This window comes from Actinosynnema sp. NPDC020468, assembly GCF_040642015.1.
Classification (GTDB): Bacteria; Actinomycetota; Actinomycetes; order Mycobacteriales; family Pseudonocardiaceae; genus Actinosynnema.
On record NZ_JBFAEO010000001.1, the window covers coordinates 89,621 to 115,264 of the forward strand.

Sequence of the window (25,644 nt, forward strand, 5' to 3'; positions counted from 1 at the left end):
ACCCTCGGTCGCCGGGGCGACGAGCGGGAGGACGTGGGATGACGAGCACCGGTGGTCGGCAGAAGTGGCTGACCGTCGCCGAGGAGCTGGCCACCGGGTTCCGGGTGGACGCGGCCGAGCGCGACCGGGTCGGGGCCGAGCCCGTGGCCGAGGTGGCCGCGCTGCGGCAGTCCGGCGTCCTGGGCATCGACGACTGGACCACCCAGCAGGAGGTCACCCGGGTGGTGGGCGCGGCCGACGCGAACGTCGGTCACCTGCTCGGCTACCACTACCTCCAGATCTGGCGCAGCGGGTTGTTCGACAACCCCGCGTTCGACGCCGGGCAGGACCTCTTCTGGGCAGGCGTCAGCAACCCGCTGGACGCCGCCCTCGAGCTGACGCCCGTCGACGGCGGGTTCACCGTCAGCGGCCGCAAGACGTTCGCCACCGGCGCGTCCGTCGCCGACCGGCTCGTGGTCAGCGCGACCCGCGCGGACACCGGCGGCAAGCTCACCTTCACCCTCGACGCCCGGTCCGCGGGCATCACCTACGCGGGTGACTGGAACAACATCGGCCAGCGCCTCACCGCCAGCGGCGGCGTGGTGTTCGACGCCGTCTTCGTGCCCGAGGCGAACGTCCTCGGCGGCCAGGACGCCAACACCCCCCGCCTCTCGCTGGCCGCGCTCGGCTTCCAGGCCACGCTGTCCCAGCTGTACGTCGCGCTCGCCGAGGGCGCGCTCGCCGAAGCCGCCCGCTACACCCGCGCCACCACCCGACCGTGGTTCCTCAGCGGCGTGGACGCGGCCACCGCGGACCCGTACATCCTCGCCACCTACGGCGAGCTGGTCGCCGACGTCGAGGCGGCCGGCCTGCTCGCCGACCAGGCCTGCGCCCGGCTGTACACCGCGTCCGAGACCGCCGACCTGACCGCCGAGACCCGCGCGGCGGTCGCCGCCACGATCTCCGCGGCCAAGGTCGTGTCCACCAAGGTCGCGAACCACACCACGACCAAGGTGTTCGAGCTGTGCGGCGCCCGCGCCACGGCCGCCGGCTACGGCTTCGACCGGTTCTGGCGCAACGCCCGCACGCTCACCCTGCACGACCCGGTCGCCTACAAGGCCCGCGAGCTCGGCGCCTACCACCTGACCGGCGAGCACGCGCCGTTCACCGGGTACAGCTGATGGAGCCGGTGCTGGCGCGCAGCGTGCGCCTGGCCGACGACGGCGTGCACATCCTGGACCGCCGCAACTTCCCGTTCGAGCGGACCTGGGTGCGCTGCGCGACCGTCGCCGACGTCGCCAAGGCCATCGAGGACATGGTCACCCAGTCCTCCGGCCCGTACTTCGCCGCCCTGTGGGGCATGGTGCTGGCCGCCCGGGACACCGCGAGCATGTCCAAGGAGCAGGCCCGCGCGTACCTGGAGCGGGCGGGCGACATGCTGGTCGCGACCCGGCGCACCAACAACCACCTGCGCAAGGCGGTGGCCGCGGTGCTCGCGGGCGTCGACGCGCACGACGACGTCCAGGAGGGCGCGCTGGCAGGCGCCGAGGCCGGCGACGAGCGGTACCGCAGCCGCAGCCGGGCGCTGGGCGCGCACACCGCCGCGCTGCTGCCCGACGAGGGCGCCGTGCTGACGCACTGCTGGGCCGACCTCTACCTGACCGAGACCGTCACGGCGGCCCAGGCGGCAGGCAAGCGGTTGCGGTTCATCTGCACCGAAACCCGGCCCTACCTCCAGGGCGCGCGGCTCACCGCCGAGACCCTGGGCGAGATGGGCGTGGACACGACCCTGATCACCGACGGCATGGGCGCCGCCGTGCTGTCCTCGGGCGAGGTGTCCGCGCTGCTCACCGCGGCCGACCGGGTCACCATGGACGGGCACGTGGTGAACAAGGTGGGCACGCTCGGGCTGGCGGTCGCGGCGAGCGCGTTCGACGTGCCGTTCCTGGCCATGGTGCAGGCGCCCGACCGGCTCGCGGCGACCGGCGCGGACGTGCCGATCGAGTACCGGCCGGGCGAGGACGTGCTGCACACGCTCGGTCGCCGCACCGCCACCGAGCGCGCCAAGGGCCTCTACCCGGCGTTCGACGTGACGCCGCCGAGGTTCGTCACCTCGGTGGTCACCGACCGGGGTGCGTACGATCCCGCGCGGCTCGCGGACTACTACGAAGGCGTCGATTCGCCAGGGGAGAGCAATGACTGAGTGGGTCGTGCTGGACATCGAGGGCACGCTCAGCGCCACCGACCAGGTGCTGGTCGTGCTGTACGACTACGCGCGGCCGCGGCTGGGCCCGTGGATCGACGAGCACGCCGACGACCCGGAGGTCGTGGCGGCGGTGGCGCAGATCCGCGAACTGTCCGGAGTGGACGGTGGAACCGACGAGCTGGTCGCCGTGCTGCACGGCTGGATGGCGGCCGATCGGAAGGTCACGCCGCTCAAGACGTTGCAGGGCTTGATCTGGCAGCGCGGCTACGCGGTCGGCGACCTGGTCGCGTCGTTCTTCCCGGACGTGGTGCCGGCGCTGCGCAAGTGGCACGAGGACGGCGTGCGGCTCGCCGTGTTCTCCTCCGGCTCGGTCGCCGGGCAGGTCGCGTTCTTCGCGCACACCGAGGACGGCGACCTGACCCCGTTGTTCGAGCACCACTTCGACACCGTCAACGCGGGCCCCAAGCGGGAAGCCGCGTCCTACCGGGCGATCTCGGAGGTGCTGGGCTCGACCGACGTCACGTTCTACTCCGACGTGCCGGCCGAGCTGCACGCCGCCGCCGAGGCCGGCTGGCGGACCGTCGGCGTGGCCCGACCCGGCGAGCCCTACGGGGACGCGGACTTCGCGCCGCACCGCGCGGTGGCGTCGCTGTGACTCCCGGCGAGGCGCTGGCCGCCGAGTGCGCCCGGTACACCGCGATGGGCTGGATGCGCGGCACGTCCGGCAACCTGTCCGTGGTGGTCGACCGCGACCCGCTGCGGCTGCTGGTCACGGTCAGCGGCAAGGACAAGGGCGAGCTGACCGCCGACGACGCGGTGCTGGTGGACGAGCACGGGCGCACCGACGACCCGGTGCGGGTGCCGTCGGCGGAAGCCGGGCTGCACGGCCGGATCGCCGCGGTCGCGGGCGCCGGCGCGGTGGTCCACGTGCACGCGCTCGCACCCGTCGTGGCGGGCGAGTTCTGGCCCGAGGGCATCGAGTTGCGCGACCTGGAGATGCTCAAGGGCTTCGGCCGGCGCGCGGACGACGTCGTGACGGTCCCGGTCGTGCCGAACTCGCAGGACATGGTCGAACTGGGCGACGCCTTCGAGGCCGGGCACCGCGCGGACGTGCCGGCACTGGTGGTCGCCCGGCACGGGGTGTACGTGTGGGGTGACGACCTCCACCACGCGCGCCACCGCCTGGAGTGCCTGGAGTGGTTGCTGCGCTTCAAGGTCGAGACGAGGAGGGCCGGCTGATGACACTGCTGACCGTGTGGGCGGACACCGATCCGGACGACGCCGTGCTGCGCACCGAGGACCCCGTGGTGATCGGCGACGAGCTCAAGCAGCTCGGCGTCCGCTACGAGCAGTGGGACGTGGTGCCCGGCGTGACGAAGGAGGACGCGCTGGAGGTGTACGCGGAGCAGGTCGCGCGGGTCACCGACAGCGAGGGCTACATCCTCGTGGACGCGATGGAGATGACCCCGTCCGACGACCCGGAGTGGTTAGCCTCGGCCGGGCAGGCGCGGCTGAAGTTCCTCGCCGAGCACACCCACGACGACGACGAGGACCGGTTCTTCGCGCGCGGCTCGGGCGTGTTCTACCTGCACGTGGGCGGCAAGGTGTACGGCGTCCTGTGCGAGGCGGGCGACCTGCTCAGCGTGCCGAAGAACACCACCCACTGGTTCGACATGGGCACCCGCCCGGACTACGTGTCGATCCGGTTCTTCCACGACGACGACGGCTGGGTGGGCAACTTCACCGGCAGCGAGATCGCGAAGTCGTTCCCCACGTTCGACGCGATCACCGCAGGCCGCTGAGCTCGGCCCGGAGGTTCACGACGGCGCGCGACCCCCAGCGGTCGCGCGCCCGCGGCGTGACGTAGAGCGGGTCCCGGGCCAGCAGCTGCTCCAGCACCCGCGCCCGGCCCGCGCGCCACGCCTCGTCCGGCACGTGCGCGTACTCGGCCCGCACGGCGCTCCGGTACCGCTCGTAGGCCGCCGGCTCGGACCCCAGCACGGCCAGGTCGGCATCCATCAGCAGCGCGGCGCCCTCGTCGTCGGCCTCGTGGTCGATCGTGGCCAGCACGAGCTCCGCCACCCGCCGCCGCTCGGGCACTTCGAGGTGGTCGAGCACCCACCGCGCGCTGGCCCGCTCGTCGTCGCCCGGCTTCCCGTCGTAGACCACGTCGTGCGCCAGCGCGGCCAGCCGCAGCACGGCCCGGTCCCGCGCGTCGAGGCCCTCGGCCAGCCACTCCACGTCCCGCACGACGGCCAGCACGTGGTCGGCGTTGTGGTAGCCGCGGTGCGACTCGGCGTAGCGGACGTCCAGGTCGGTCGGCGCCGGCGTGCCGCCCAGCACGCACACCGCCTCGTGCCACAGGCCTTCCAGGGTCACGGCAACCTCACGGTGAAGGCCGCGCCGCCCTCGGGCGCGGGTCCGGCGCCGATCGTGCCACCCAGTCTCGTCACCAGACCGTGCACCAGCGCCAACCCGACGCCCGTGCCCACCGGCCGGGACCGCTCGTACTTCGCGTGCAGCGCCCCGCGCTCGAACGCGACCCGGTAGTCCTCCTCGGACAACCCCGGACCGCCGTCGCGCACCTGGAGCACGTCGGTCAGCGACAGCACCACCGGCAGTCCCGCCGGGGTCAGCCGCAGCGCGTTCTCCAGCAGGCCGTCGAGCACCTGGCGCAGCCGCCGCGGGTCGGTGCGCCGCGGCACCGGGTGCGCGGGCAGCTCGAGCCGGAAGTCGACGCCCTTCGCGTGCGACCGGGCGTGCCACACCGTCGCCGCGTCCGACACCAGGTCGCGCAGGTCCACGTCGGCGAGGTCGACCCGGAAGTCGTCCGCGCCCAGCCGGGCCAGGTCCAGCAGGTCCGCGACCAGCCGGTCCAGCCGCAGCGCCTCCTCGTGGATGGTCCGGCCCACGGCCACCACGTCGTCACCGGTCACCACGCCGTCGGCCAGCGACTCGGCGAACCCGGTCACCGCGGTCAGCGGCGTGCGCAGCTCGTGCGACACCGACAGCAGGAACTCCCGCTGCCGCCCCTCGCTGCGCTGCAACGCGTCGGCCAGCGCGTTCACCGCGCCACCGACCTCGGCCACCTCGGCCGGACCGTGCTCGGGCGCGCGCAGGTCCCGCCGACCGTCGCTCATCGTGTGCGCCACAGCCGCCGTGCGCCGCAACGGCCGCGCCACCAGCTTGCCCAGCAACAACCCGGCCACCGCCGCCACCAGCAGCCCGACGCCCAGCGCGAACGCGATGTTGCGGAACAGCTTCCGCACCGGCTGCACCCGCTTCTCCGGGTCCAGCACCAGGGCGACGTTCGACCGCACCTCGACCAGCCGGGTGCCCACGACCCCGGACTTCCCGCCGAGCTGCCGCACCGCGTCCACCGCCTGCGCCTCGCCGACCAGCGCCCCGTCGGACCCGATCAGCACGATCCGGACGCCCTGCCCGCGCAGCACCTCGGCCACCCGCGCCCGACCGGGCCGACCCGCCTCGCCGAGCTGCTCGGCCACCACGTCCGCCTGGTCGGCCAGCGTCACCCGGCTCACCTCGCGCGCCGCGTCCAGCACCAGCCTGGCCGACACCAGCCCGGCCACCAGCACCGCGACCCCGGCCACGCCCAGGCACAGCGCGGTGATCCGGAACGCCAGCGAGGTGCGCTTCACGACGCCTCCGCCGAGTAGCCGACCCCGCGCACGGTGCGGATCGGGTTGCCCTCGCCGAGCTTGGCCCGCAGCTGCGCCACGTGCACGTCCACGGTCCGGGTGCCGGCCGCCGCCGAGTACCCCCACACGGCGCTGAGCAGCTGTTCCCGGGAGAACACCCGACCGGGGCTCTTCATCAGGTGCGCCAGCAGGTCGAACTCGGTCGAGGTCAGCGCCACCTCGTCCTGCTCCACCCACGCCCGCCGCCGGTCGCCGTCCAACCGCACCCGCCCCACCACGTGCACCGGCACGGCCGGGGGAGTGCCGCGCCGCAGCACGGTCCGCACCCTGGCCACCAGCTCGCGCGGGCTGAACGGCTTGGTCACGTAGTCGTCCGCGCCCAGCTCCAGGCCGAGCACCCGGTCCACCTCGTCGTCCCGGGCGGTCACGAACAGCACCGGCGTCCAATCGCCCGCCGCGCGCAGCGCCCGGCACACCTCGACGCCGTCCATCCCGGGCAGACCCACGTCCAGCAGCACCGCCACCGGCCGCAACCGGCGCACGGCGGCCAGCGCGGCCGCACCGTCGGCCTCCACGTGCACGCCGAACCCGTCGCGCCGCAGGTAGAGCGTCACCAGTTCGGCGATCGCCCGTTCGTCCTCCACGACCAGCACGAGTCCCGGCACGGGGCGCATCGTGGCACGGCCGCGCGGCGCTCAGCCCGCCGGAAGTGTTCGGGTCCGGTAAAGGTCGTCGGCGGCACGCCAGCAGTCCACCAGCAACGTCCGCAGGTCCGCCCAGAACGGCGCGGCCGGGTAGTCCGCGAACATCGCCTCCCGGTCCAGGGACCGGTGCAGGGCCGCACTCGCCACGTCCCACCCGACCGGCCCGCGCCACGCGTCCTCGAAGTCGTTCCACACCGGTCCGGACGGCGTCATCAGCACGTTCGCCGGGTGCGGGTCGCCGTGCAGCGGCTGGGCCTGTTCGTCCGGCCACCGCGCGACCAGCCCTTCCCGCCGGTCCACCAGGTCGGCGGGGCGGCCGAGGAGGTCCAGGCACGCGTCGACGTCGTCCAGCGGGCCGCGCGCGGGCAGCGCGCCGGGGTAGTCGCGCAGCTCGGCGTGCAGGTCGCGCAGGAACCCGCAGAACCAGGACACCGTCGGCGTCCACTCCAGCTTCTCCACCCGCGACGCGAGCGCCACGACGTGCGCGCCGTGCCGGGTGGGCGCGCCCAGCGGCTCCACCACGGGCACGCCGCGTGACGCGAGGTACCTGGAGAGTGAATCCGCCCGGGTGAAGTGCGCGTGCACGTCCTCGCGGACGAACGCCGTCACGCCGCCGACCCGTGCGACCACCGGCGCGGGCCGCAGCCACACCAGCACGTTGCTGCCGTCCTTGAGCACCACCGGGTCGTCCGCCGGCAGGTCCAGCGAGGAGGCGACGGCGAGGGCGGCGGACACGGCGCGCGACGGGGTGAGGGCCACCCACCGATCGTCCCCGCGGCCACAACCGAATTGCCCGTTCACCCGGTCGAGGGGTTGTGACCTGCGCTACCCGCGCCGATCAAGGGGCCGGCCCAGGCGAGCCGGCCCCGGACGACCCGTCTACGATCCGATAGGTCGACGGCCCCACCACCACGTCGACGCAGATCCAGACAGTGCAGGAGGCACCGTGACGGCCGTAGCCCCGCAGCCGATCGCAACGCGGCCCTTCGGGACTCGCGAGGCGGTCAAGGGTTCGTTCCTGCTGCGGATGTTCCGCACCACGGACCACAAGCAGATCGGCATCCTCTACCTGGTCACCTCGTTCGCCTTCTTCATGGTGGGCGGCGCGATGGCCATGCTGATGCGGACCGAGCTGGCCCGTCCGGGGATGCAGTTCCTGTCCCAGGAGCAGTTCAACCAGCTGTTCACCATGCACGGCACGATCATGCTGCTGCTGTACGCGACCCCCATCGTCTTCGGGTTCGCGAACTTCATCCTGCCGCTCCAGATCGGCTCGCCGGACGTGGCGTTCCCCCGGTTGAACGCGTTCTCCTACTGGCTCTACCTGTTCGGCGGCCTGATCGTGCTGTCCGGCTTCCTCACGCCGGGTGGCGCGGCGGACTTCGGCTGGTTCGCCTACACGCCGCTGTCCAACGCCATCCACTCGCCCGGCGTCGGCGCCGACCTGTGGATCTCCGGCCTGGTCGTCGGCGGTCTCGGCACCATCCTCGGCGCGGTGAACATGATCACCACGGTGGTCTGCCTGCGCGCGCCGGGCATGACGATGTTCCGGATGCCGATCTTCACCTGGAACATCCTGGTGACGAGCGTCCTGGTGCTGCTGGCGTTCCCGATCCTGACCGCCGCGCTGCTGGGCCTGCTGGCCGACCGGCACCTGGGCGCCCACGTGTTCGACCCCGCCAACGGCGGCGTGATCCTGTGGCAGCACCTGTTCTGGTTCTTCGGCCACCCCGAGGTCTACATCGTCGCGCTGCCGTTCTTCGGCATCGTGTCGGAGATCTTCCCGGTGTTCAGCCGCAAGCCGATCTTCGGCTACAACGGCCTGGTCTACGCGACGCTGGGCATCGCGGCGCTGTCCGTGGCCGTGTGGGCGCACCACATGTACGCCACCGGCGCGGTGCTGCTGCCGTTCTTCGCGCTGATGACGTTCCTCATCGCGGTGCCCACGGGCATCAAGTTCTTCAACTGGATCGGCACGATGTGGAAGGGGCAGCTCACGTTCGAGACGCCCATGCTGTTCAGCATCGGCTTCATCGTGACGTTCCTCTTCGGCGGTCTGTCCGGCGTGCTGCTGGCCGCGCCGGCCATCGACTTCCACGTGTCGGACACCTACTTCGTGGTCGCGCACTTCCACTACGTGCTCTACGGCACGATCGTGTTCGCCACGTTCGCGGGCATCTACTTCTGGTTCCCGAAGATCACCGGCCGGATGCTCGACGAGCCGCTGGGCAAGCTGCACTTCTGGCTCACGTTCCTCGGCTTCCACGGCACCTTCCTGGTGCAGCACTGGCTGGGCAACGAGGGCATGCCGCGCCGGTACGCGGACTACCTGCCGAGCGACGGCTTCACCACGCTCAACACGATCTCCACGATCGGCGCCTACGTGCTGGGCGCGTCCACGCTCCCGTTCATCTGGAACGTGTTCAAGTCCTACCGCTACGGCGAGACCGTGCACGTGGACGACCCGTGGGGCTTCGGCAACTCGCTGGAGTGGGCGACCTCCTGCCCGCCGCCGCGGCACAACTTCACCGAGCTGCCCCGGATCCGCTCCGCGCGCCCGGCGTTCGAGCTGCACTACCCGCACATGATCGAGCGCATCCACGAGGAGGCGCACGTGACGTTCACCGGCAAGGCGATCGCGCACGACAAGGCGAAGGCCGCGCCGTCCGAGGTGGCCGCCGCGGCTGTGCAATCGGGCACAGCTTCGGAGAACACCGAGCACGACCACAAGTAACCTCTTCGCAGGTTCGACGACGAGCCCCGGACGGCCGCACGGTCGCCGGGGCTCGTCGCTGTCTGGCAAAGGAGCCGTCGAAGTGGCCAAGACCCCCGTACTGATCACGGTCACCGGACCCGACAAGCCCGGCGTGTCCTCCGTGCTGTTCGCGGTGCTGAGCCGGCACCGGGTCGAGGTGCTGGACGTCGAGCAGGTCGTCATCCGGGGCAGGCTGGTGCTCGGCGTGCTGGTGGCCGACGACCACGACCCGGAGGGCCTCCAGGAGTCCGTCGAGCAGGCGATGGCCACCGTGTCGATGCAGGTCGAGGTGGAGATCGGCGCGGACTCGCGGCGCACCGCCCGGCTGGAGTCGAGCCACGTGGTCATCCTGCTCGGCCGCCCGGTGACCGCGCGGGCGTTCACCGAGGTCGCGCGCAGGCTCGCGTCGCTGGGCGTGAACATCGACGCGATCCGGGGCGTCGCGGACTACCCGGTCACCGGCCTCGAGCTGCGGGTGTCGGTCGCCACCGACACGGTGGAGGCGGACGGCGCGCTGCGCTCGGCGCTGGCCGAGGTGTCCACCCGGGTCGACCTGGACATCGCGGTCGAGCGCGCGGGTCTCACCCGGCGGGCCAAGCGGCTCGTGGTGTTCGACGTGGACTCCACGCTCATCCAGGGCGAGGTGATCGAGATGCTGGCCGCGCACGTGGGCGTGGAGCCGCAGGTCAAGGAGATCACCGACGCGGCCATGCGCGGCGAGCTGGACTTCGCCGAGTCGCTGCGCCGCCGGGTCGCGCTGCTGGAGGGGCTGGACGAGTCCGCGCTGGACGAGGTGGCGTCGTCGCTGGAGCTGACCGCCGGCGCGCGGACCACGGTCCGGACGCTCAAGCGCCTCGGTTTCCGCTGCGGCGTGGTCTCCGGCGGGTTCACCCGGGTCATCCGCCGGCTGGTCGACGAGCTGGGTCTGGACTTCTGCGCGGCCAACGAGCTGGAGGTCGTGGACGGCAGGCTCACCGGCCGGGTGGTCGGCGAGATCGTGGACCGGGCGGGCAAGGCGGTCGCGCTGCGCCGGTTCGCCGAGCAGCAGGGCGTGCCGCTGGCCCAGACCGTGGCGGTCGGCGACGGCGCGAACGACATCGACATGCTCAACGCGGCCGGGCTCGGCGTGGCGTTCAACGCGAAGCCCGCGCTGCGCGAGGTGGCCGACACCGCCCTGTCGCACCCGTTCCTGGACGCCGTGCTGTTCGTGCTCGGCGTGACGCGGGCCGAGGTCGAGGCCGCCGACGCCGCCGACGGACTGGAGCTGAACCGGCTGTGAACCCGTTGTTGGGGATGCTGCTCGACCGGAGCTGGTCGAGCGACGTCGAGGACCCGGCGGCGGTCCGCGCGATGCCGATGGTGCTGCACATCGAGCGCGTGGACCCGCCCGCGCGCACCGACGTCCTGGAGGCGGCGGCCGCGGCGGCCGTCGCGGTGTGCCTGGACCCGCGCGCCGAGGTGGACGGCGAGTGGCACGACGAGCTGGCGAAGTGGATCTCCGGCCGGATCCGGAAGGTGTCCCGGCGGGCGCGCGGCGCGCACTGGGAGGCCGTGCAGGCGCTGCCGGGCGTGACGGTGACCGTGGGCACCGCGTCGGTGCGCGCCTTCCTGCCGGGCCTGGTGTCCGCACTGCCGAAGGAGCTGTCCCGGCTCCAGGTGTCGGGCAGCGACCTGCCGGCCGACGTGCCGGGCCCGGTGCCCGCCGAGGCCCGCCTGCTGTGGCTGAACCCGAAGGTCACCATGACGGTCGGCAAACTGGCCGCCCAGGTGGGCCACGCCTCCATGCTCCTGGCGCCCCGCCTGCCCGAACCCGACCTGGCGCGGTGGGCCGCCACCGGCTACCGCTGCGCCGTCCGCACCCCGTCGCCCGCCGAGTGGGACGCCCTGCTGACCGACCCGGACGCCGTCGTGGTCCGGGACGCGGGCTACACCGAGGTCGACCCGGGCACCGCGACGGTCGCGGTCGCCAGGTAGTCGAGCGCCCGGGCCAGGAGCGCGTCGAGGCCGTCGACGGAGTCCAGGACCAGGGCTCCGGGCCACGGGGCGTACTCGGCGCGCAGGGCCGTCACGTCCGCCCAGGTGGGCTCGGTGAACCCCGGGAGGTCGCGGCGGCGGGACTCCAGGCGGGCGCGGTGCAGGGACTCGTCCGAGCACACCACGTGGAGCACGCGCAGCGGCACGCCGTGCCGGGCCGCCAGGGCACGCCACGCCTCGCGCGCCGGCTCGGCGGCGTTCACCGCGTCCACCACCGCGTCCAGGCCCAGCGAGAGGGTGTGGTGGGCGGCCGCGTGCGCGACCGCGTAGGCGGCCAGGCCGGTGGGCTGGGCGCGGTCGACCCCGGCCTGCCACAGCGCGGTCTCCAGCGGGTCGATGGAGAACACCGGCGCCCGCAGCACCCGACCGACGGCGTCCGCCACGGCGCTCTTGCCCGCGCCCGGCAGACCGGTGAGCGCGACCAGCATCAGTTCGCCGCGTCCAGGCGCTTGAGGGCCGCGCGCACGACCTCCGGGTCGTAGGTCGTCCAGAACGGCGGCAGCGAGGCGCGCAGGAAACCGCCGTAGCGGGCCGTCGCGAGGCGCGGGTCCAGGACGGCCACCACGCCCTTGTCCTTCATGGACCGCAGCAGCCGGCCCGCGCCCTGGGCGAGCAGCAGCGCCGCGTGCGTCGCCGCCACGGTGAGGAAACCGTTGCCGCCGCGCGAGTCCACCGCCTTCTGCCGGGCCGACGCGAGCGGGTCGTCCGGGCGCGGGAACGGGATGCGGTCCATCACCACCAGTTGCAGCGCCGGACCCGGCACGTCCACGCCCTGCCACAGCGACAGCGTCCCGAACAGGCACGTGCGGGTGTCCTCGGCGAACTTCTTCACCAGCTGCCCGGTCGAGTCGTCGCCCTGGCACAGCACCGGGTACTCGAGCCTGCCGCGCAACGCCTCCGCCGCCGCCTTGGCCGCGCGCATCGAGGAGAACAGGCCCAGCGTCCGCCCGCCCGCCGCGTTGACCAACCCCTCCAGCTCGTCCACGTACGCGGGCGGCAGCCCGTCCCGGCCGGGCGGCGGCAGGTGCCGCGCCACGTAGAGGATGCCGCTGCTGCCGTGCTCGAACGGCGAGCCCACGTCCAACCCGGTCCACCGGGGCGCGGACGCGTCCGACGGCGGCTCCTTGTCCGTCGCGGTGCCCGCCACCTTCGGCGCCGACGACGACGCGGGCAGCCCCCACTGCCTGGCCAGCGTGTCGAACGTGCCGCCCAGGGTCAGCGTGGCCGAGGTCAGGATGGTGGTGCGCTTGCCGAACAGCCGTTCCCGCAGCAGCCCGCCGACGCCCAGCGGCGCGACCCGCAGCGACGGCGCGCGACCCCGGTCGGCGAAGTCGCCCGACACCCAGACCACGTCGTGCTCCGCGTCGAACGCCTCCAGGATCCGCACCGCGCAGTCGTGCACCTCGTCCAGCAGCGACCGGGCGAGCTTGCGGTCCGTCGCGCCCTCGACGTCCTCCTTGCGCTCCGGCCCGAGCGAGGTGATGCACGCGTGCGCCGCGTCCCTGGTCGCCCGCAGCGCGCCGGAGATCGCCTGCGGCAACGCGTCCAGCCGACCCGGTTGCAGGTCCTCCAGCAGCATCGCGAGCCCGTCGGAGGCCTCGGCCATCCGGTCCGCGACACCCTGGTCGATCAACCGCCCGCATCGCCGCGCGGCCGTGGCCACCAGCGCCGCGCTCAGCTCCTCGGTCGCCACCGATGTGACCCGGTCGACCAGGTCGTGCGCCTCGTCGATCACCACCACGTCGTGGTCGGGCAGCACCTGGTAGCCCTCCAGGGCGTCGATCGCGAGCATCGCGTGGTTCGTCACGACCACGTCGGCCCGACCGGCCTCGGCCCGCGCGCGCTCGGCGAAGCAGTCCACCCCGATCGGGCACTTCGCCACGCCGAGGCACTCGCGCGCGGTCACCGAGACCTGCCGCCACGCCTGGTCGGTCACGCCCGGCACGAGCTCGTCCCGGTCGCCCGTCTCGGTGTCCGACGACCACTCGTGCAGCCGCTTCACCTCGCGGCCCATCTTCGACACCGCGAACGGGTCGAACAGCCCGGCCTCCTCGGGCTCGTCCGGCGCGCCCGTGTGCAGCCGGTGCATGCAGAGGTAGTTGCGCCGGCCCTTGAGGATCGCGAACCGCGGCTCCCGGCCGAGCTCCTTGCGCAGCGCCTTGGCCAACCGGGGCAGGTCGCGGTCCACGAGCTGGCGCTGCAACGCGATGGTGGCCGTGGAGATGACCACGGTGGACTCCTCGGCCACCGCGTGCCGCAGCGCGGGCACCAGGTAGGCCAACGACTTCCCGGTGCCGGTGCCCGCCTGGACGGCCAGGTGCTCGCCGGTGCGGATGGCGCGCTCGACGGCCTCGGCCATGTCGACCTGGCCGTCGCGCTCGGCGCCTCCCACCGCCTCGACGGCGACGGCGAGCAGCGTTCTGGTGTCGGGGATGGTGGTGGCGGGCACGGCGAAGACCGTACCGCCCACCACCGACGATTCCCGGCGACCCACACCCCCTAGTGGTCGAGCGCGACGGCGCCCGGCTGCCGCTCGGTGTTGCGCCGGGTTTTGGTCCACCCGTTGCGCCCGCGCACCAGCCGGCCCACCGCGCGCCACGACGTGATGTAGAAGGTGTAGATGTAGAGCGCGTACCCGAAGCCGTACGCGATCGACCGCCACACGCCCAGGTCCGGCTCGCACCGGCGGCGGTACACCGGTCCCCACAGGACGAACGGCAGCAGGCCGAACGCGCCGTACACGGTGAACAGGATCCACGCGCCGTCGGCGAACCAGTGCCACACCTCGCCCGGCGACACGACCGCGCGGTGCGCCAGCAGCAGCACCGGTATCGGGTAGATCAGCGTGCCGAGCAGCTGCATCCACGGCTGGGCGAGGTAGTACATCATCTCCGCCGCGCCCAGCGTGGACAGGTGCGGCGACGCCCAGATCCGCCGCACGTACCGCAGGCACTGCATGGTGCCCTGGCCCCACCGGGTGCGTTGCGCGAGGAACCGCCGCAGGCTGTAGAGCCCCTCCTGGTGCACGTGGGTGTCCAGCGAGAAGCCGGTGCGCCAGCCCGCGGTGAGCAGGTGCACGCCGAGTTCGAAGTCCTCCAGCAGCGACCCGCGCCACGGCTGCCCGGCGGGCCCGGCGATGGTGTCCAACGCGGACAGCCGGGTGAACTGGCCGTTGCCGCCCATCGAGATCGTGCCGGTGACGCCGCGGGACAGCTGGATCGCCGCGATCGCGGTGCGGAACTCGAGGTCCTGCATGCGCACCAGCAGCGCGCCGGTCCGCTGCCGCCACCCCGGCACGCCCTGCTGCCGGACGCCGGTGTTCACCATCCGCACGTCCACCTGGACCGCGCCGACGCCCGGGTCGCCGAACAGGTGGTCCGCGGCGCACACGTCGAGGCAGTTCGGCGCGGGCCTGCCGTCCGCGTCGACCACCACGACGATGGCCCGGTCCAGGTCGGCGTGCCTGCCCATCCACCGCTTCAACGTCCGGTACGCGTCGTTGAGCGCGTCGCCCTTGCCGGTGCGCGCGTTCGGCCGGTGCCGGCGCACCAGGTGCACGTGCTTGTCGGGCCGGAACGACCGCACCACGCCCACCGTGGCGTCGTCCGAGTCGTCGTCGATCACCCACACGTGGGCGATCGGGAACGCGGTCCGCAGGTACCGGACCGTGTCGCCGATGACGGCGGCCTCGTCCCGGCAGGGCACCAGGAAGTGCCACTCCAGCGTCGCCGCCCGCCCGACCGGCGCCGGCCGGTGCCGCAGGTAGGGCACCACGATCAGCAGCACGTAGGTGACGAAGGCGACGCTCATGGTCAGCGCCAGCGCCTGGGTGAACCCCAGGACGACGTCGAGGCCCATTACTTCCTCGTCGCCAGCCACACGAACGCGACCAGCGCCGCCGCGCCGCCGAACACGCTCACCATCGAGCCGAGCAGCGTGTGGCCCCAGTAGTAGCCGCGGTCGACGCCCAGCCCGTGCACCAGGCCGACCAGCGTCAGCACCCGGAACTGGTTGACCAGCACCACCGCGGCGGCCGCCACGCCGAGCGCGACCAGCACCCGCCCGGTGATCCGGGGTCGCAGCGCGATCATCACCGCGCCCACCAGCAGCAGCGGCAGCACCAGGAACGCCGACGTGCACTCGGGTGTCATCCGCAGGCCGAGCGGGGTGGCCGAGCCGAGTCCGAAGTAGACCGTCTGCCGGTCGGCGACCACGGCGACGCCGTCGTCGCCGAGCACCGTCAGCACCAGTCCGGACAGGGAGATCTCGACCGTCCGGTACGCCCGGTGCGCGAGCACGAGGCCGACCGAGGCCGCCACCAGTGCGACCACGACCACCCGGTGGAGGTGGTCGGTGCGGGGCACGGCAAGCGCCACTGAAGAGTCCTTTCATTCGACTGGGTACCGCCCGATGGGGCTACGAAGGGGTCATCGGCCCCTCGGATCGTGATCCGCATTGCCGGAACGGGTGACAACATGAGGCAATTTCGGGCGATAGACCCACTTTGGGTACTAGCAACTGGGCGAATCGAGTGTTCGTCGTCCCCCTTTACGGGCAGCAACCCTTAATCCGACCGATGGAGCGCCGATAGGGGCAATTGCTCGACAAACCGTGAGAAAGGAGCTTCATGCAGGTGCGAATGACGCGTCGTGTCGGCTGGGTCGGACTGCTCGCCGCCGCGGCGCTCCTGACCGCGGCCGCACCGGCCTCCGCCGCCCCCGGTGACGCCTCGGCGTTCGGCGCGAAGGCCGGCATCACCCTGCTCGGGGGCACGGCGCTGGCGGCGGGCCCGTTCGCGGCCGCCGCGGCCGCCGGGCCCACGACCGACACCTTCGCCGGCGTGGACAAGCCCGGCGTGCTGAGAACCGGGGTGCTCAGCGCCTCGGCGTCGCGCGACGAGAACACCGGCGCGGTGTCCTCCACCGCGAGCGCCACCGACGCCGACCTGGGACTGCTCGCGGGCACGACCGGCGGCGTGACGGCGCAGGTGGTCAAGGCGGAGTGCGCGGCGACCCAGACCGGCGTCACCGGCACGACCACGCTCACCGGGCTGAAGTCCGGCAGCCTCGGCACCGTCGACGGCAGTCCCGCGCCGAACACCACCGCGGACGTGAAGGTGCTCGGCGTCCAGGTCGCCAAGGTCGTGTTCAACGAGCAGATCGCCAACCCCGACGGCAGCCTCACCGTCAACGCGGTGCACGTGACCCTGCTGGGCGGCGTGACGGGTTCGCTGGGCTCCGGCGACCTGGTGCTGTCCTCGGCGACGTGCGGCCCGGCGGGCCTGCCGATCCCGATGGCCTCCGGCCTCGGCCTGTGGCTCGGCCTGGGTCTGCTCGTGCTCGTGGCGGTGCCCGCCGCGGCCGTCGCGCTGCGCCGTCGGGCGGTGGCGTGACGTGTACCGACTACCGGGAACCGGCGTCGCCGCGGGCACCGGGGTCGGCGCGCTCGCCGCGACCGGCGCGGACCTGACGTGGTGGCTGGCGGCGGGCGTGCTCCTGCTCCTGACGGGCACCGCCCTGGCCCTGTCCTCCCGCCGCCGCGCCCGCCGGGCGGCACCCCGCAGGCCCTGACCGGCCGGGCACCCACCGACCCACCGACCCCGACCGGTCGCCGGACCCCATGACCGGCGCCGCGCCGAGGCCGGTGCGTGCGGACGTCGACGGCGGCACCCACCCTCCCGCGGCCGTCGACGCCCGCACACCCCGCCGACCCGTCATCCCGCGTGGCGGCTCTTCCCGGGCGGCCTTCCACCGCACACCCGGGCCACCCGACCCGAGGGCCCGTCCGCCCGCGTGGCGGCGGTCCTTCCGGGGCGGCCACCCGGCCGCGGTACCGGGAGCCGCTCCGCGGGCGTGGTCTCCCACCGCACACCCCAGGACCACCCGAGAGCCCGTCCGCCGGGTGGCGGCGGCGCTTTCCGAGCGACAGCCACAGGACCGCCCTCCCGCGTGGCGGCGGCTGACCACCCGGCCGCGGGCGTGGTCCTCCCACCGCACAACCCCGTCCCCGATCACGACCGCGCACGACCGAGAGGAGCACGGTGAAGGAAGTCCTGCTGTTGGCGGGCACGCGGCCCGAGGCGGTGAAGATCGCGCCGGTCGCCCTGGTGCTCGCCGACCACCCCGTGCTGCGGCCCGTGATCGTCCACAGCGGACAGCACGTCGACGTGGTCGGCGGCGCGCTGCGGGCGTTCGGGCTCGCACCGGACGTCGAGCTCGACGTGCCGCGCGCGACCGGCGGCCAGGCCGAGCTGGTCGCGGGTCTGGTGCCCGCGCTGGACCGGGTGCTGCGCAAGCGCCGCCCGGCCGTCGTCCTGGTCCAGGGCGACACGACGACCGCGCTCGCCGGCGCGCTCACCGCGTTCTGGCGCGGCGTGCCGGTGGCGCACCTCGAGGCCGGGCTGCGCACCGGCGACCTGCGCGGCCCGTTCCCCGAGGAGGGCAACCGGCAGATGATCGCCCGGATCGCCGCGCTGCACCTCGCGCCGACCGACGACGCGGCGTCCGCGCTGCTCTGCGAGGCCCTGCCGGACAGCCGGATCGTGGTCACCGGCAACACCGCCGTGGACGCGGTCCGCCGGGTCGCGGCCGCCGACCGGCCCGCGCGCGACCCCGACCTGGCCCGGCTGGAACAGGTGCTCGACGAGCGCGGCGAACGGCTCGTGCTGGTCACCGCGCACCGCCGCGAGTCCTGGGGCGCGCCGCTGGACCGGGTGCTGCACGCGGTGCGCGCGATCGCCGACCGGCACCCCGACGTGCGGGTGCTCGTGCCGACGCACCCCAACCCCGTCGTGCGCACCCAGGTGCGCCGGGCGCTGGGCGGCCACGACCGGATCCTGGTCACCGGGCCGCTGGACTACCCGGACCTGGTGCGGGCGCTGCGCCGGTCCGCGCTGGTGCTGACCGACTCCGGCGGCATCCAGGAGGAGGCGCCGACGTTCGGCGTGCCGGTGCTCGTGCTGCGGGACAGCACCGAGCGCACGGCCGCGGTCGAGGCGGGCTGCGCGTGGCTGGTGGGCACCGACACGACCCGGATCCTGGCCGAGGCGGGCTGGGTGCTCGCGTCCCGGCTGCGGCTGCCGCCCGGCCGGAACCCGTTCGGCGACGGCGCCGCGGCGGACCGGGTGCGGGCGGCGCTGGAACAGCTCGTGGGGTTGCCCGCCGATTTCGCGGACGTGCTCCCGATGCGCATTCCCTCGACGCCGTGACTGCATTCCGTGACGGTCTTCCCGATCAGGTGCCGACAATTCCTCCGTGGTGTGAGAAATGGTTGGAACGGTTAGCGCCCGGGTCCACGCCGTCGATTATTCGACGCAGAGGGGCAGCGAACCGAAAGGGCATGCACATGAAGCACAGTCGAGCGCGTCGGGTCGCGGCGGTCGCCGCGGCGCTCGTGACAGGTCTGCTCGCCACGGCGACACCGGCACTGGCCGCCAACCCGCCGGGCGTCGCGTCCGTCGCGTGGGCGGACTTCACCAAGGCGGGCGACCAGACCCTGATCGACGACCTGGCGCCGTGCGCGGTGGACGGCCGGACCACGAACACCTCGGGCCCGGTGTCGGACTCGGGCGTGAAGTTCGGCTCGGGCTCGTCGTCCTGCACGACCACCGTCGTGGACGCGGACAACGACGTGACCACCACGAAGTCCGAGGCGATCGGCTCGAACTTCGAGCTGTCCGCGCTGGTCGCGGCGGGCGGGCCGCGGCTCAAGCTGGCGTCCTGGCGGATCACCTGCCAGGCCGACCAGTACGGCACCAGGGCGGGCTGGGGCGTCGGCGGCCTGAGCGGGTTCCCGGCCCTGCCGCCGGTGGTGCCCGCGAACTTCAGCCTGCCGCTGAAGAAGGCCACCGGCGCGGTGCTCGCCACCGTCACCTTCGCCGAGGTGACCCTGCCGAACCCGAACGACGGCAGCATCGACCTCAACCTGCTGCACGTCCGGTTCCAGCCGGCCTCGGGGATCTCGGGCGAACTGGTCGTGGGCCACGCGGCCTGCTCGCCGACGCCGTGACCTCGTGACAGCTTGACGGAGCGCACACGCGGGGGTCACCCACCAGGGTGGCCCCCGCGTCGTGCGTCAGCCGACCTTCGGGGTGCCCTCCAGCACCACGCCCGCCGCGGCGAGCCGCTCCAGCGCGCCGTCGACGGTGGCCCGCGACACGCCCGCCGTCAGGTCCAGCAGCACCGTCGTGGCGAACCCGGCCGCCACCGCGTCCAGCGCGGTCGCCCGCACGCAGTGGTCGGTCGCGATGCCGACCACGTCCACCGCGTCCACGTCGTGCGCGCGCAGCCAGTCGGTCAGCTGCTCGCCGCCGCCCGACGCGCCCTCGAACCCCGAGTAGGCCGCCGCGTACGCGCCCTTGGAGAACACCGCCTCCACCGGGGTCACGTCCAGCTCCGGGTGGAACGACGCGCCCGCCGTGCCCGCCACGCAGTGCACCGGCCACGAGTCCACGAAGTCCGGCGTCGCGCTGAAGTGCGACCCCGGGTCGACGTGGTAGTCCCGGGTCGCCACCACGTGGTCGTACCCGCCCGCCGCGACGTGCGCGGAGATGGCCGCGGCCACCGCCGCGCCGCCCGCGACCGCCAGCGAGCCGCCCTCGCAGAAGTCGTTCTGCACGTCCACCACGATCAGCGCCTTGGCCATGACCTTGCTCCTCTACCGGAACGTCGTCGGAATCGCGGGCTCGCCGCGCGACAGTTTCAAGCCCTCCCACGGCACCGTCACCAGCGCCGCGCGCAGCCGCTCCCGGCTCTCCGCCAGCGTGTCCAACCCCTCGACCCGCTTGCCGCCCCGGATCAGCGGCGTCGCGAGCACCCGGTCGTGCGCGCCGAGGTCGGGCTGCTCGTCGTGCGGGAACACGATCTCCTCGATCGCGGTCCCGGTGTCCTTGTGCCGCCGGATCGACGACTTCCGACCGCCGCGCGACTCCTTGTGCGAGCTGCGCTTGGCGACCGGGCGGCCGTCCACCTCGACCAGCTTGTAGACCATGCCCGCGGTCGGCGCGCCCGAGCCGGTGACGAGCGAGGTGCCCACCCCGTAGGCGTCCACCGGCTCCGCGCGCAGCGCCGCGATCGCGTACTCGTCCAGGTCGCCGGACACCACGATCCGGGTGGACTTCGCGCCGAGCGAGTCGAGCTGGTCGCGGGCCTGCCTGGCCAGCACGCCGAGGTCGCCCGAGTCGATCCGCACGCCGCCGAGCCCCGGCCCGGCCACCCCGACCGCGGTGTCGATGCCGCGGGTGATGTCGTAGGTGTCGACCAGCAGCGTCGTGCCCTCGCCCAGCGCGTCGACCTGCGCCCGGAACGCCTCCTCCTCGCTGTCGTGCAGCAGGGTGAACGCGTGCGCGCAGGTGCCGGTGGTCGGGATGCCGTGCCGGCGCGCGGCCTCCAGGTTCGACGTCGCGGTGAACCCGGCCAGGTAGGCGGCGCGGGCGCAGGCGACCGCGGCCTCCTCGTGGGTGCGCCGCGAGCCCATCTCGATCATCCGCCTGCCGTTGGCCGCGCCGACCATCCGCGCGGCGGCCGAGGCGATCGCACTGTCGTGGTTGAGGATCGACAGCGCCAGGGTCTCCAGCACCACGCCCACGCCGAACGGCGCGCGCACCGACAGGATCGGCGAGCCCGGGAAGTACAGCTCGCCCTCGGGGTAGCCGTCCACGTCGCCGGTGAACTCGTAGCCGGCCAACCACTCCAGGGTCGCCTCGTCCACGACCCCGGTGCGGCGCAACAGGTCCAGCTCCTCGTCGGCGAACCGGAACGCGGTGATCGCGTCCAGCAGCCGGCCGGTGCCGGCGACCACCCCGTAGCGGCGGCCCTCCGGCAATCGGCGGGCGAAGACCTCGAAGACGCACGCCCGGTCGGCGGTGCCGTCGCGCAGCGCGGCGGCGAGCATCGTCAACTCGTAGTGGTCGGTCAGCAGCGCCGTTGAGGTCGACATGACGTCAAAGCCTATGTTCACGGCGGTCGAAGGGGACCTATGGCGTCCGCCACCGTGCGGAACATGACACCATTGGCGGTATGACCACGCCCGTGGAGCACGAGCGGACGCAGGTCGACCCGGCCGGCGCGGAGGTGCGGTCCGAGGACCGACCTTGGCAGACGCTGGTCTGGAACGACCCCGTCAACCTGATGTCCTACGTGACGTACGTCCTCCAGAAGCTGTTCGGCTACAGCCGGGACCACGCGACGAAGCTCATGCTGGACGTGCACCACAAAGGCCGGGCGATCGTGTCGTCCGGATCCAAGGACAAGGTGGAGGCCGACGTGGCGAAACTGCACGCCGCGGGCCTGTGGGCGACCATGCAGCGCTCGTCGTGAGGAAGTGGAGCCGGTCCGGCGACGAGGTCCTGGGACGCTTCGACCGCCAGGAGGCGGCCGTGGTCCGGGGCCTGGTGAGCCAGATCCAGGACATGCTCGCGGCCCGCGCCGAGGAGGCGCCGCAGGACGAGCTGTCCGAGCTGACCGGCATCCGCACCGGCCCGTCGACACCGCCGGACGACCCGATCCTCGGTCGCCTGCTGCCCGACTTCCACCGCCTCGACCCGGACGCGCCCGACCCCGGCGAGGCGGACTCGGCGGCCGCGCTGCGGTCGTTGCACGAGCCCGAGCTGCTGGACCGCAAAACCGGCGTCGCGGCGATCGTGCTGGACACCTGCCCGCCCGACGGCGGCGACGTGCGGCTCAAGCTGACCGAGGCCGAGGCCTGGCTGTCCGCGCTCAACGACGTCCGGCTGGCGCTGGGCACCGCGCTGGACGTCCAGGAGGACATGCCCGACGAGCTGCCGGAGGACGACCCGCGCTCGCCGCACCTGGGCGTCTACCACTGGTTGACCTGGGTGCAGGAGACCCTGGTCGAAGCGGTCATGGACTGATGCGCCTCGGTCGCGCCGAGGGCGTCCTGGTCCTGCTGACGCCCGCCGGCGCGACGGCGGGCGTGGACACCCGCGGCGCGCCCGCCGGCACCCGCGAGCTGGACCTGCTGGACCCGTCCGCGCTGGTGCCCCGGGTGCACGCGATCGTGCTGACCACCGGTTCGCTCGCGGTCGCGGGCGGCGCGGTGTCCTGGCTGGCCGAGCACCACCACGGCTACCCGGTGGGCGCGGAGCCGGACTGGGTGGTCCCGATCGTGCCGACCGCCGCGCTGGGCGTCGACCCGACCCCGGACGCCTACCGGGCGTGCGCCACCGCCACCGAGCCGCCACCGGCGGCCTACGCCCTGGTCGGCCCGACGTCGGCGGCCGCCGTGGTGGTCGTGGACGCGCTGCTGACCAAGGCGGAGTGCCGAAGGGTCGCGATGTCCGCGCAGGACGCGTTCCCCCGGGCCGGCCTCACCCTGCCCACCACCGTGTTCGCGGTCGCCACCGACAACCCCGTCGAGGCCTCCGTCAACGCCCTGTGCACCGCGGCGGCGAACGCCCTGCTCACCGCGCTGGGCTGACCCGCGCCGACCGCCCGCCCGACCGCCCGCCGGGTCCACCCCGGACGGTCGGCGACACCGCGGACCGCCGCGGTATTCCCAGGCAGTGGTCGATACGGGGGTGCGGGTTCTCACACCCCGGGACGGCTTCCTCCACACCGTAAGATGGAGCCGTGCTGGTGATTCGCCGTGACCTAGTGGACGCGATGGTGGCGCATGCCCGTCGCGACCACCCGGACGAGGCGTGCGGGATCATCGCGGGTCCCGAGGGCTCCGACCGCCCCGAGCGGTTCGTCCCGATGGACAACGCCGAGCGGTCCCCGACGTTCTACCGGTTCGACTCCATGGAGCAGCTGCGGGTGTACCGCGAGATGGACCGCGACGGTGAGGAACCCGTCGTCGTCTACCACTCGCACACCGCGACCGAGCCGTACCCGTCGCGCACGGACATCACGCTCGCCCAGGAGCCGAACGCGCACTACGTCCTCGTCTCGACCCGGGACCCCGAGCGGCACGAGCTGCGGTCCTACCGGATCCTCGACGGTGTGGTGACCGAGGAGCCCGTCGAGGTGGTCGAGTCCTACCTCTTCGCGCACACGGGCCCGGACGACACGCCCGACCGTCCCTGAGCGAGCGCCGCCGCGCCGCACCACGCGTTTCCCGACGCATCGTCAAATCCCGGTTCCTCGGAGGTTCCAGCATGGCCGTCACCGTCTCCATCCCCACGATCCTGCGCACCCACACGGGCGGGCAGAAGTCCGTCGAGGCCGCCGGCAGCACGCTGCTCCAGGTCATCGACGACCTGGAGGCCAACCACGGTGGCTTGAAGGCGCGCCTGGTCAAGGAGGGCTCGCTGCACCGCTTCGTCAACGTCTACGTCAACGACGAGGACGTGCGCTTCTCCGGCGGCCTCGACGCCGAGGTCAAGGACGGCGACACGGTCACGATCCTCCCGGCCGTCGCGGGCGGCTGATCCGCCGTGGCGCGCTACGAGTCACTGCTGGACGCGGTCGGCGGCACGCCCCTCGTGGGCCTGCCCCGGCTGTCGCCCTCCAAGGACGTGCGCCTCTGGGCGAAGCTGGAGGACCGCAACCCGACCGGCTCGATCAAGGACCGACCCGTCCTGACCATGATCGAGGAGGCCGAGCGGTCCGGCGCGCTGACGCCCGGCTGCACGATCCTGGAGCCGACGTCGGGCAACACGGGCATCGCGCTGGCCATGGCCGCCAAGCTCAAGGGCTACGGCCTGGTGTGCGTGATGCCGGAGAACACCTCCACCGAGCGCAAGCAGCTGCTCCAGGCCTACGGCGCGCGGATCGTGTTCTCGCCCGCGGCGGGCGGGTCCAACCAGGCCGTGGCGCGGGCGAAGGAGCTGGCCGCGCAGAACCCCGACTGGGTGATGCTCTACCAGTACGGCAACCCGGCCAACGCCGGCGCGCACTACCACGGCACCGGTCCCGAGCTGCTCAAGGACCTGCCGACGCTCACCCACTTCGTGGCGGGTCTGGGCACCACCGGCACCCTGGTCGGCGTCGGCCGGTACCTGCGCGAGCAGAAGCCGGACGTGCAGATCGTGGCCGCCGAGCCGCGGTACGGCGAGCTGGTCTACGGCCTGCGCAACCTGGACGAGGGCTTCGTGCCCGAGCTGTACGACGAGACGGTGCTCACCGGGCGCTACTCGGTCGGCTCCTACGACGCCCTGCGCCGCACCCGGCAGCTGCTGGAGGTGGAGGGCATCTTCGCGGGCATCTCCACCGGCGCGATCCTGCACGCCGCGCTCGCCGCCGCCGAGAAGGCGGTGACCAGGGGCGAACGGGCGGACGTGGCCTTCGTGGTCGCCGACGCGGGCTGGAAGTACCTGTCGACCGGCGCGTACGCCGGCACGCTGGACGAGGCCGCGGAACGCCTCGACGGCCACCTCTGGGCGTGACACCGGTGGCGGCCCGGACCACCCGGGCCACCACCGGTCGCGCTCGAACCCCGGTCGGCCTCAGCCGCTGAACGCCGCCGCCGGCAGTCCCGCGCCCGCGCCCGGCACCACCAGCACGGATCCCTCCGACCACGTGTCGGTCCGGGTCGTCGTCACGTACAGGTCGGTGAGGTCGCGCCCGCCGAAGGCGCACGACGTCGGCCGGTCCGCGGGCAGGTCGACCTCCCGGTCGAGCACGCCGTCCGGGGTGAACCGCAGCACCGCGCCGCCGTCCCGCGCGGCCACCCACACGCAGCCGTCGGCGTCCACGCACAGCCCGTCGGGCACACCCCTGGTCACCGAGGCCAGCGGACGCCGGTTCGTCGCCACGCCGTCGGCGAAGTCGAGCACGTCCACCCGGCCCTCGCCGACGTCGGTGAAGTACAGCCGGGACCCGTCCGGGCTCCACCCGAACCCGCTGCCGGCCGTCACCTTGTCCAGCACCACGCCCGCGTCGCCGTTCGGGCGCACCCGCGCGAGCCAGCCGCCGTTCGGGCCGCCGTCGTACCGGGTGGTGCCCGCCCACAGGGCGCCGTCGGGCCCGACCGCGGCCTGACCGCCGCGCACCCCGTCCCGAGCCCAGTACCCGAGCCACGTCCGGGAGCCGTCCCGGTCGACCAGGGCCACACCGTCCCGCAGGTTGAGCACCAGGCCGCCCCGGTCGCGCGGCAGCGCGGCGCCGACGTGCTGCGGCACGTCGAGCACGTCGTCCGACCCGCGCGCGGGGGAGTGCCGGTGCACGGCGCTCCCGAGGACGTCCACCCACAGCAGGGTGTCGCTCAACGGGTCCCACAGGGGCGCTCCGGCCAGTTCGACCACGGCGTGGACAGCGACTTCAATCGACACCGGCACAGCCTAGACACCCGATCGGCCTCCCCACCTCGGGTTTCCGCGCCGGATCGGGTCACCGCCCCGCTTCCGAC

29 protein-coding genes are annotated in these 25,644 nt (G+C 73.4%); 18 read left to right on the plus strand and 11 right to left on the minus strand.

The genetic code is table 11. The features are described from left to right. Positions 1-38: 38 nt before the first annotated feature. Genes AB0G50_RS00435 through AB0G50_RS00455 form a run of 5 tightly spaced genes read left to right on the plus strand, consistent with a single transcriptional unit; the run spans position 39 to position 3,987 of the window. On the plus strand, positions 39-1,160 hold the full coding sequence (locus AB0G50_RS00435; protein WP_360100275.1) for an acyl-CoA dehydrogenase family protein: 1,122 nt from the start codon (positions 39-41) through the stop codon (positions 1,158-1,160). Continuing rightward, the gene (locus tag AB0G50_RS00440) at positions 1,160-2,182 is read left to right on the plus strand and encodes a s-methyl-5-thioribose-1-phosphate isomerase (RefSeq protein ID WP_360100278.1); all 1,023 of its coding nucleotides are present in this window, start codon (positions 1,160-1,162) and stop codon (positions 2,180-2,182) included. Before AB0G50_RS00435 ends, AB0G50_RS00440 begins: the two co-directional genes overlap by 1 nt. Then, positions 2,175-2,840 carry an acireductone synthase gene (mtnC, locus tag AB0G50_RS00445; RefSeq protein ID WP_360100281.1) on the plus strand — a complete coding sequence of 222 codons (666 nt, stop codon included), beginning with the start codon at positions 2,175-2,177 and terminating at the stop codon, positions 2,838-2,840. Before AB0G50_RS00440 ends, mtnC begins: the two co-directional genes overlap by 8 nt. Then, positions 2,837-3,424, plus strand: a complete 588-nt coding sequence (mtnB, locus tag AB0G50_RS00450) for a methylthioribulose 1-phosphate dehydratase (RefSeq protein ID WP_360100284.1) — start codon at positions 2,837-2,839, stop codon at positions 3,422-3,424. The genes mtnC and mtnB overlap by 4 nt, the downstream gene beginning before the upstream one ends. Continuing rightward, entirely contained in the window at positions 3,424-3,987 is a 564-nt protein-coding gene (locus AB0G50_RS00455) for a cupin (protein WP_360100287.1), read from the plus strand. The genes mtnB and AB0G50_RS00455 overlap by 1 nt, the downstream gene beginning before the upstream one ends. On the opposite strand, the gene AB0G50_RS00460 is transcribed toward AB0G50_RS00455, so the two are convergent. From AB0G50_RS00460 to AB0G50_RS00475, 4 genes are read right to left on the minus strand one after another with little or no spacing between them, the layout of a single operon-like run. Beyond that, a complete protein-coding gene (locus AB0G50_RS00460) occupies positions 3,971-4,564 on the minus strand; it encodes an HD domain-containing protein (RefSeq protein ID WP_360100291.1) in 594 nt (197 codons plus the stop codon). The genes AB0G50_RS00455 and AB0G50_RS00460 overlap by 17 nt on opposite strands. Then, positions 4,561-5,844: a HAMP domain-containing sensor histidine kinase gene (locus tag AB0G50_RS00465; protein ID WP_360100294.1), complete on the minus strand. Its 1,284-nt coding sequence runs from the start codon at positions 5,842-5,844 to the stop codon at positions 4,561-4,563. The genes AB0G50_RS00460 and AB0G50_RS00465 overlap by 4 nt, the downstream gene beginning before the upstream one ends. Next, positions 5,841-6,518 (minus strand): response regulator transcription factor, encoded by a 678-nt coding sequence (locus AB0G50_RS00470; protein ID WP_360100297.1) that lies wholly within the window; start codon positions 6,516-6,518, stop codon positions 5,841-5,843. Before AB0G50_RS00470 ends, AB0G50_RS00465 begins: the two co-directional genes overlap by 4 nt. 21 nt (positions 6,519-6,539) lie before the next feature. After that, entirely contained in the window at positions 6,540-7,307 is a 768-nt protein-coding gene (locus AB0G50_RS00475; protein ID WP_360100300.1) for a phosphotransferase, read from the minus strand. A 187-nt stretch (positions 7,308-7,494) separates the two neighbouring features. Between AB0G50_RS00475 and ctaD the strand changes: the two genes are divergently transcribed. The 3 genes from ctaD to AB0G50_RS00490 all read left to right on the plus strand — a co-directional run bounded on the left by ctaD (position 7,495) and on the right by AB0G50_RS00490 (position 11,277). After that, complete coding sequence (gene ctaD, locus AB0G50_RS00480) at positions 7,495-9,282, plus strand: cytochrome c oxidase subunit I (RefSeq protein ID WP_360100303.1); 1,788 nt, start codon at positions 7,495-7,497, stop codon at positions 9,280-9,282. 82 nt (positions 9,283-9,364) lie between these two features. Next, the gene (gene serB / locus AB0G50_RS00485; RefSeq protein WP_360100306.1) at positions 9,365-10,582 is read left to right on the plus strand and encodes a phosphoserine phosphatase SerB; all 1,218 of its coding nucleotides are present in this window, start codon (positions 9,365-9,367) and stop codon (positions 10,580-10,582) included. Between the two features lie 14 nt (positions 10,583-10,596). Beyond that, positions 10,597-11,277, plus strand: coding sequence for a peptidyl-tRNA hydrolase (locus tag AB0G50_RS00490; protein WP_360101243.1), 681 nt, complete (start codon positions 10,597-10,599; stop codon positions 11,275-11,277). On the opposite strand, the gene AB0G50_RS00495 is transcribed toward AB0G50_RS00490, so the two are convergent. The 4 genes from AB0G50_RS00495 to xrtP all read right to left on the minus strand — a co-directional run bounded on the left by AB0G50_RS00495 (position 11,229) and on the right by xrtP (position 15,713). Beyond that, entirely contained in the window at positions 11,229-11,765 is a 537-nt protein-coding gene (locus tag AB0G50_RS00495; RefSeq protein ID WP_360100309.1) for an AAA family ATPase, read from the minus strand. The two genes, AB0G50_RS00490 and AB0G50_RS00495, sit on opposite strands and share 49 nt — an antisense overlap. Further along, positions 11,765-13,696: an ATP-dependent DNA helicase gene (locus AB0G50_RS00500; protein WP_360101246.1), complete on the minus strand. Its 1,932-nt coding sequence runs from the start codon at positions 13,694-13,696 to the stop codon at positions 11,765-11,767. Before AB0G50_RS00500 ends, AB0G50_RS00495 begins: the two co-directional genes overlap by 1 nt. 140 nt (positions 13,697-13,836) lie before the next feature. Continuing rightward, positions 13,837-15,195: a glycosyltransferase gene (locus tag AB0G50_RS00505; protein ID WP_360100312.1), complete on the minus strand. Its 1,359-nt coding sequence runs from the start codon at positions 15,193-15,195 to the stop codon at positions 13,837-13,839. Further along, positions 15,195-15,713, minus strand: coding sequence for an exosortase P (xrtP, locus tag AB0G50_RS00510; RefSeq protein ID WP_360100315.1), 519 nt, complete (start codon positions 15,711-15,713; stop codon positions 15,195-15,197). The genes AB0G50_RS00505 and xrtP overlap by 1 nt, the downstream gene beginning before the upstream one ends. A gap of 251 nt (positions 15,714-15,964) precedes the next feature. On the opposite strand from xrtP, the gene AB0G50_RS00515 reads away from it, so the two are divergent. The 4 genes from AB0G50_RS00515 to AB0G50_RS00530 all read left to right on the plus strand — a co-directional run bounded on the left by AB0G50_RS00515 (position 15,965) and on the right by AB0G50_RS00530 (position 19,344). Then, positions 15,965-16,729, plus strand: a complete 765-nt coding sequence (locus tag AB0G50_RS00515) for a choice-of-anchor P family protein (RefSeq protein WP_360100318.1) — start codon at positions 15,965-15,967, stop codon at positions 16,727-16,729. Between the two features lies 1 nt (position 16,730). Then, the gene (locus tag AB0G50_RS00520) at positions 16,731-16,907 is read left to right on the plus strand and encodes an LPXTG cell wall anchor domain-containing protein (RefSeq protein ID WP_360100321.1); all 177 of its coding nucleotides are present in this window, start codon (positions 16,731-16,733) and stop codon (positions 16,905-16,907) included. A 470-nt stretch (positions 16,908-17,377) separates the two neighbouring features. After that, on the plus strand, positions 17,378-18,544 hold the full coding sequence (gene wecB / locus AB0G50_RS00525) for a UDP-N-acetylglucosamine 2-epimerase (non-hydrolyzing) (RefSeq protein ID WP_360100324.1): 1,167 nt from the start codon (positions 17,378-17,380) through the stop codon (positions 18,542-18,544). Positions 18,545-18,681: 137 nt separating this feature from the next. Further along, on the plus strand, positions 18,682-19,344 hold the full coding sequence (locus tag AB0G50_RS00530; protein ID WP_360100327.1) for a hypothetical protein: 663 nt from the start codon (positions 18,682-18,684) through the stop codon (positions 19,342-19,344). Positions 19,345-19,410: 66 nt separating this feature from the next. Here the strand turns inward: AB0G50_RS00530 and AB0G50_RS00535 are convergent, their stop codons facing one another. Beyond that, the gene (locus AB0G50_RS00535; RefSeq protein ID WP_360100330.1) at positions 19,411-19,980 is read right to left on the minus strand and encodes an isochorismatase family protein; all 570 of its coding nucleotides are present in this window, start codon (positions 19,978-19,980) and stop codon (positions 19,411-19,413) included. 12 nt (positions 19,981-19,992) lie between these two features. After that, positions 19,993-21,273, minus strand: a complete 1,281-nt coding sequence (locus AB0G50_RS00540; protein ID WP_360100333.1) for a nicotinate phosphoribosyltransferase — start codon at positions 21,271-21,273, stop codon at positions 19,993-19,995. Positions 21,274-21,353: 80 nt separating this feature from the next. Between AB0G50_RS00540 and clpS the strand changes: the two genes are divergently transcribed. From clpS to AB0G50_RS00570, 6 genes are all read left to right on the plus strand, one after another. Beyond that, positions 21,354-21,653, plus strand: coding sequence for an ATP-dependent Clp protease adapter ClpS (gene clpS, locus AB0G50_RS00545; RefSeq protein WP_360100336.1), 300 nt, complete (start codon positions 21,354-21,356; stop codon positions 21,651-21,653). After that, complete coding sequence (locus AB0G50_RS00550; protein ID WP_360100339.1) at positions 21,650-22,207, plus strand: DUF2017 domain-containing protein; 558 nt, start codon at positions 21,650-21,652, stop codon at positions 22,205-22,207. The genes clpS and AB0G50_RS00550 overlap by 4 nt, the downstream gene beginning before the upstream one ends. After that, the gene (locus AB0G50_RS00555) at positions 22,207-22,773 is read left to right on the plus strand and encodes a peptidase S58, DmpA (protein ID WP_360100342.1); all 567 of its coding nucleotides are present in this window, start codon (positions 22,207-22,209) and stop codon (positions 22,771-22,773) included. The genes AB0G50_RS00550 and AB0G50_RS00555 overlap by 1 nt, the downstream gene beginning before the upstream one ends. 152 nt (positions 22,774-22,925) lie before the next feature. Continuing rightward, positions 22,926-23,381, plus strand: coding sequence for a M67 family metallopeptidase (locus AB0G50_RS00560; protein WP_360100345.1), 456 nt, complete (start codon positions 22,926-22,928; stop codon positions 23,379-23,381). 71 nt (positions 23,382-23,452) lie between these two features. Beyond that, complete coding sequence (locus AB0G50_RS00565) at positions 23,453-23,725, plus strand: MoaD/ThiS family protein (protein WP_360100348.1); 273 nt, start codon at positions 23,453-23,455, stop codon at positions 23,723-23,725. A 6-nt stretch (positions 23,726-23,731) separates the two neighbouring features. Next, positions 23,732-24,682, plus strand: coding sequence for a cysteine synthase (locus tag AB0G50_RS00570; protein WP_360100351.1), 951 nt, complete (start codon positions 23,732-23,734; stop codon positions 24,680-24,682). Between the two features lie 60 nt (positions 24,683-24,742). Here the strand turns inward: AB0G50_RS00570 and AB0G50_RS00575 are convergent, their stop codons facing one another. Next, positions 24,743-25,567: an SMP-30/gluconolactonase/LRE family protein gene (locus tag AB0G50_RS00575; RefSeq protein ID WP_360100354.1), complete on the minus strand. Its 825-nt coding sequence runs from the start codon at positions 25,565-25,567 to the stop codon at positions 24,743-24,745. Positions 25,568-25,644: the final 77 nt, after the last annotated feature.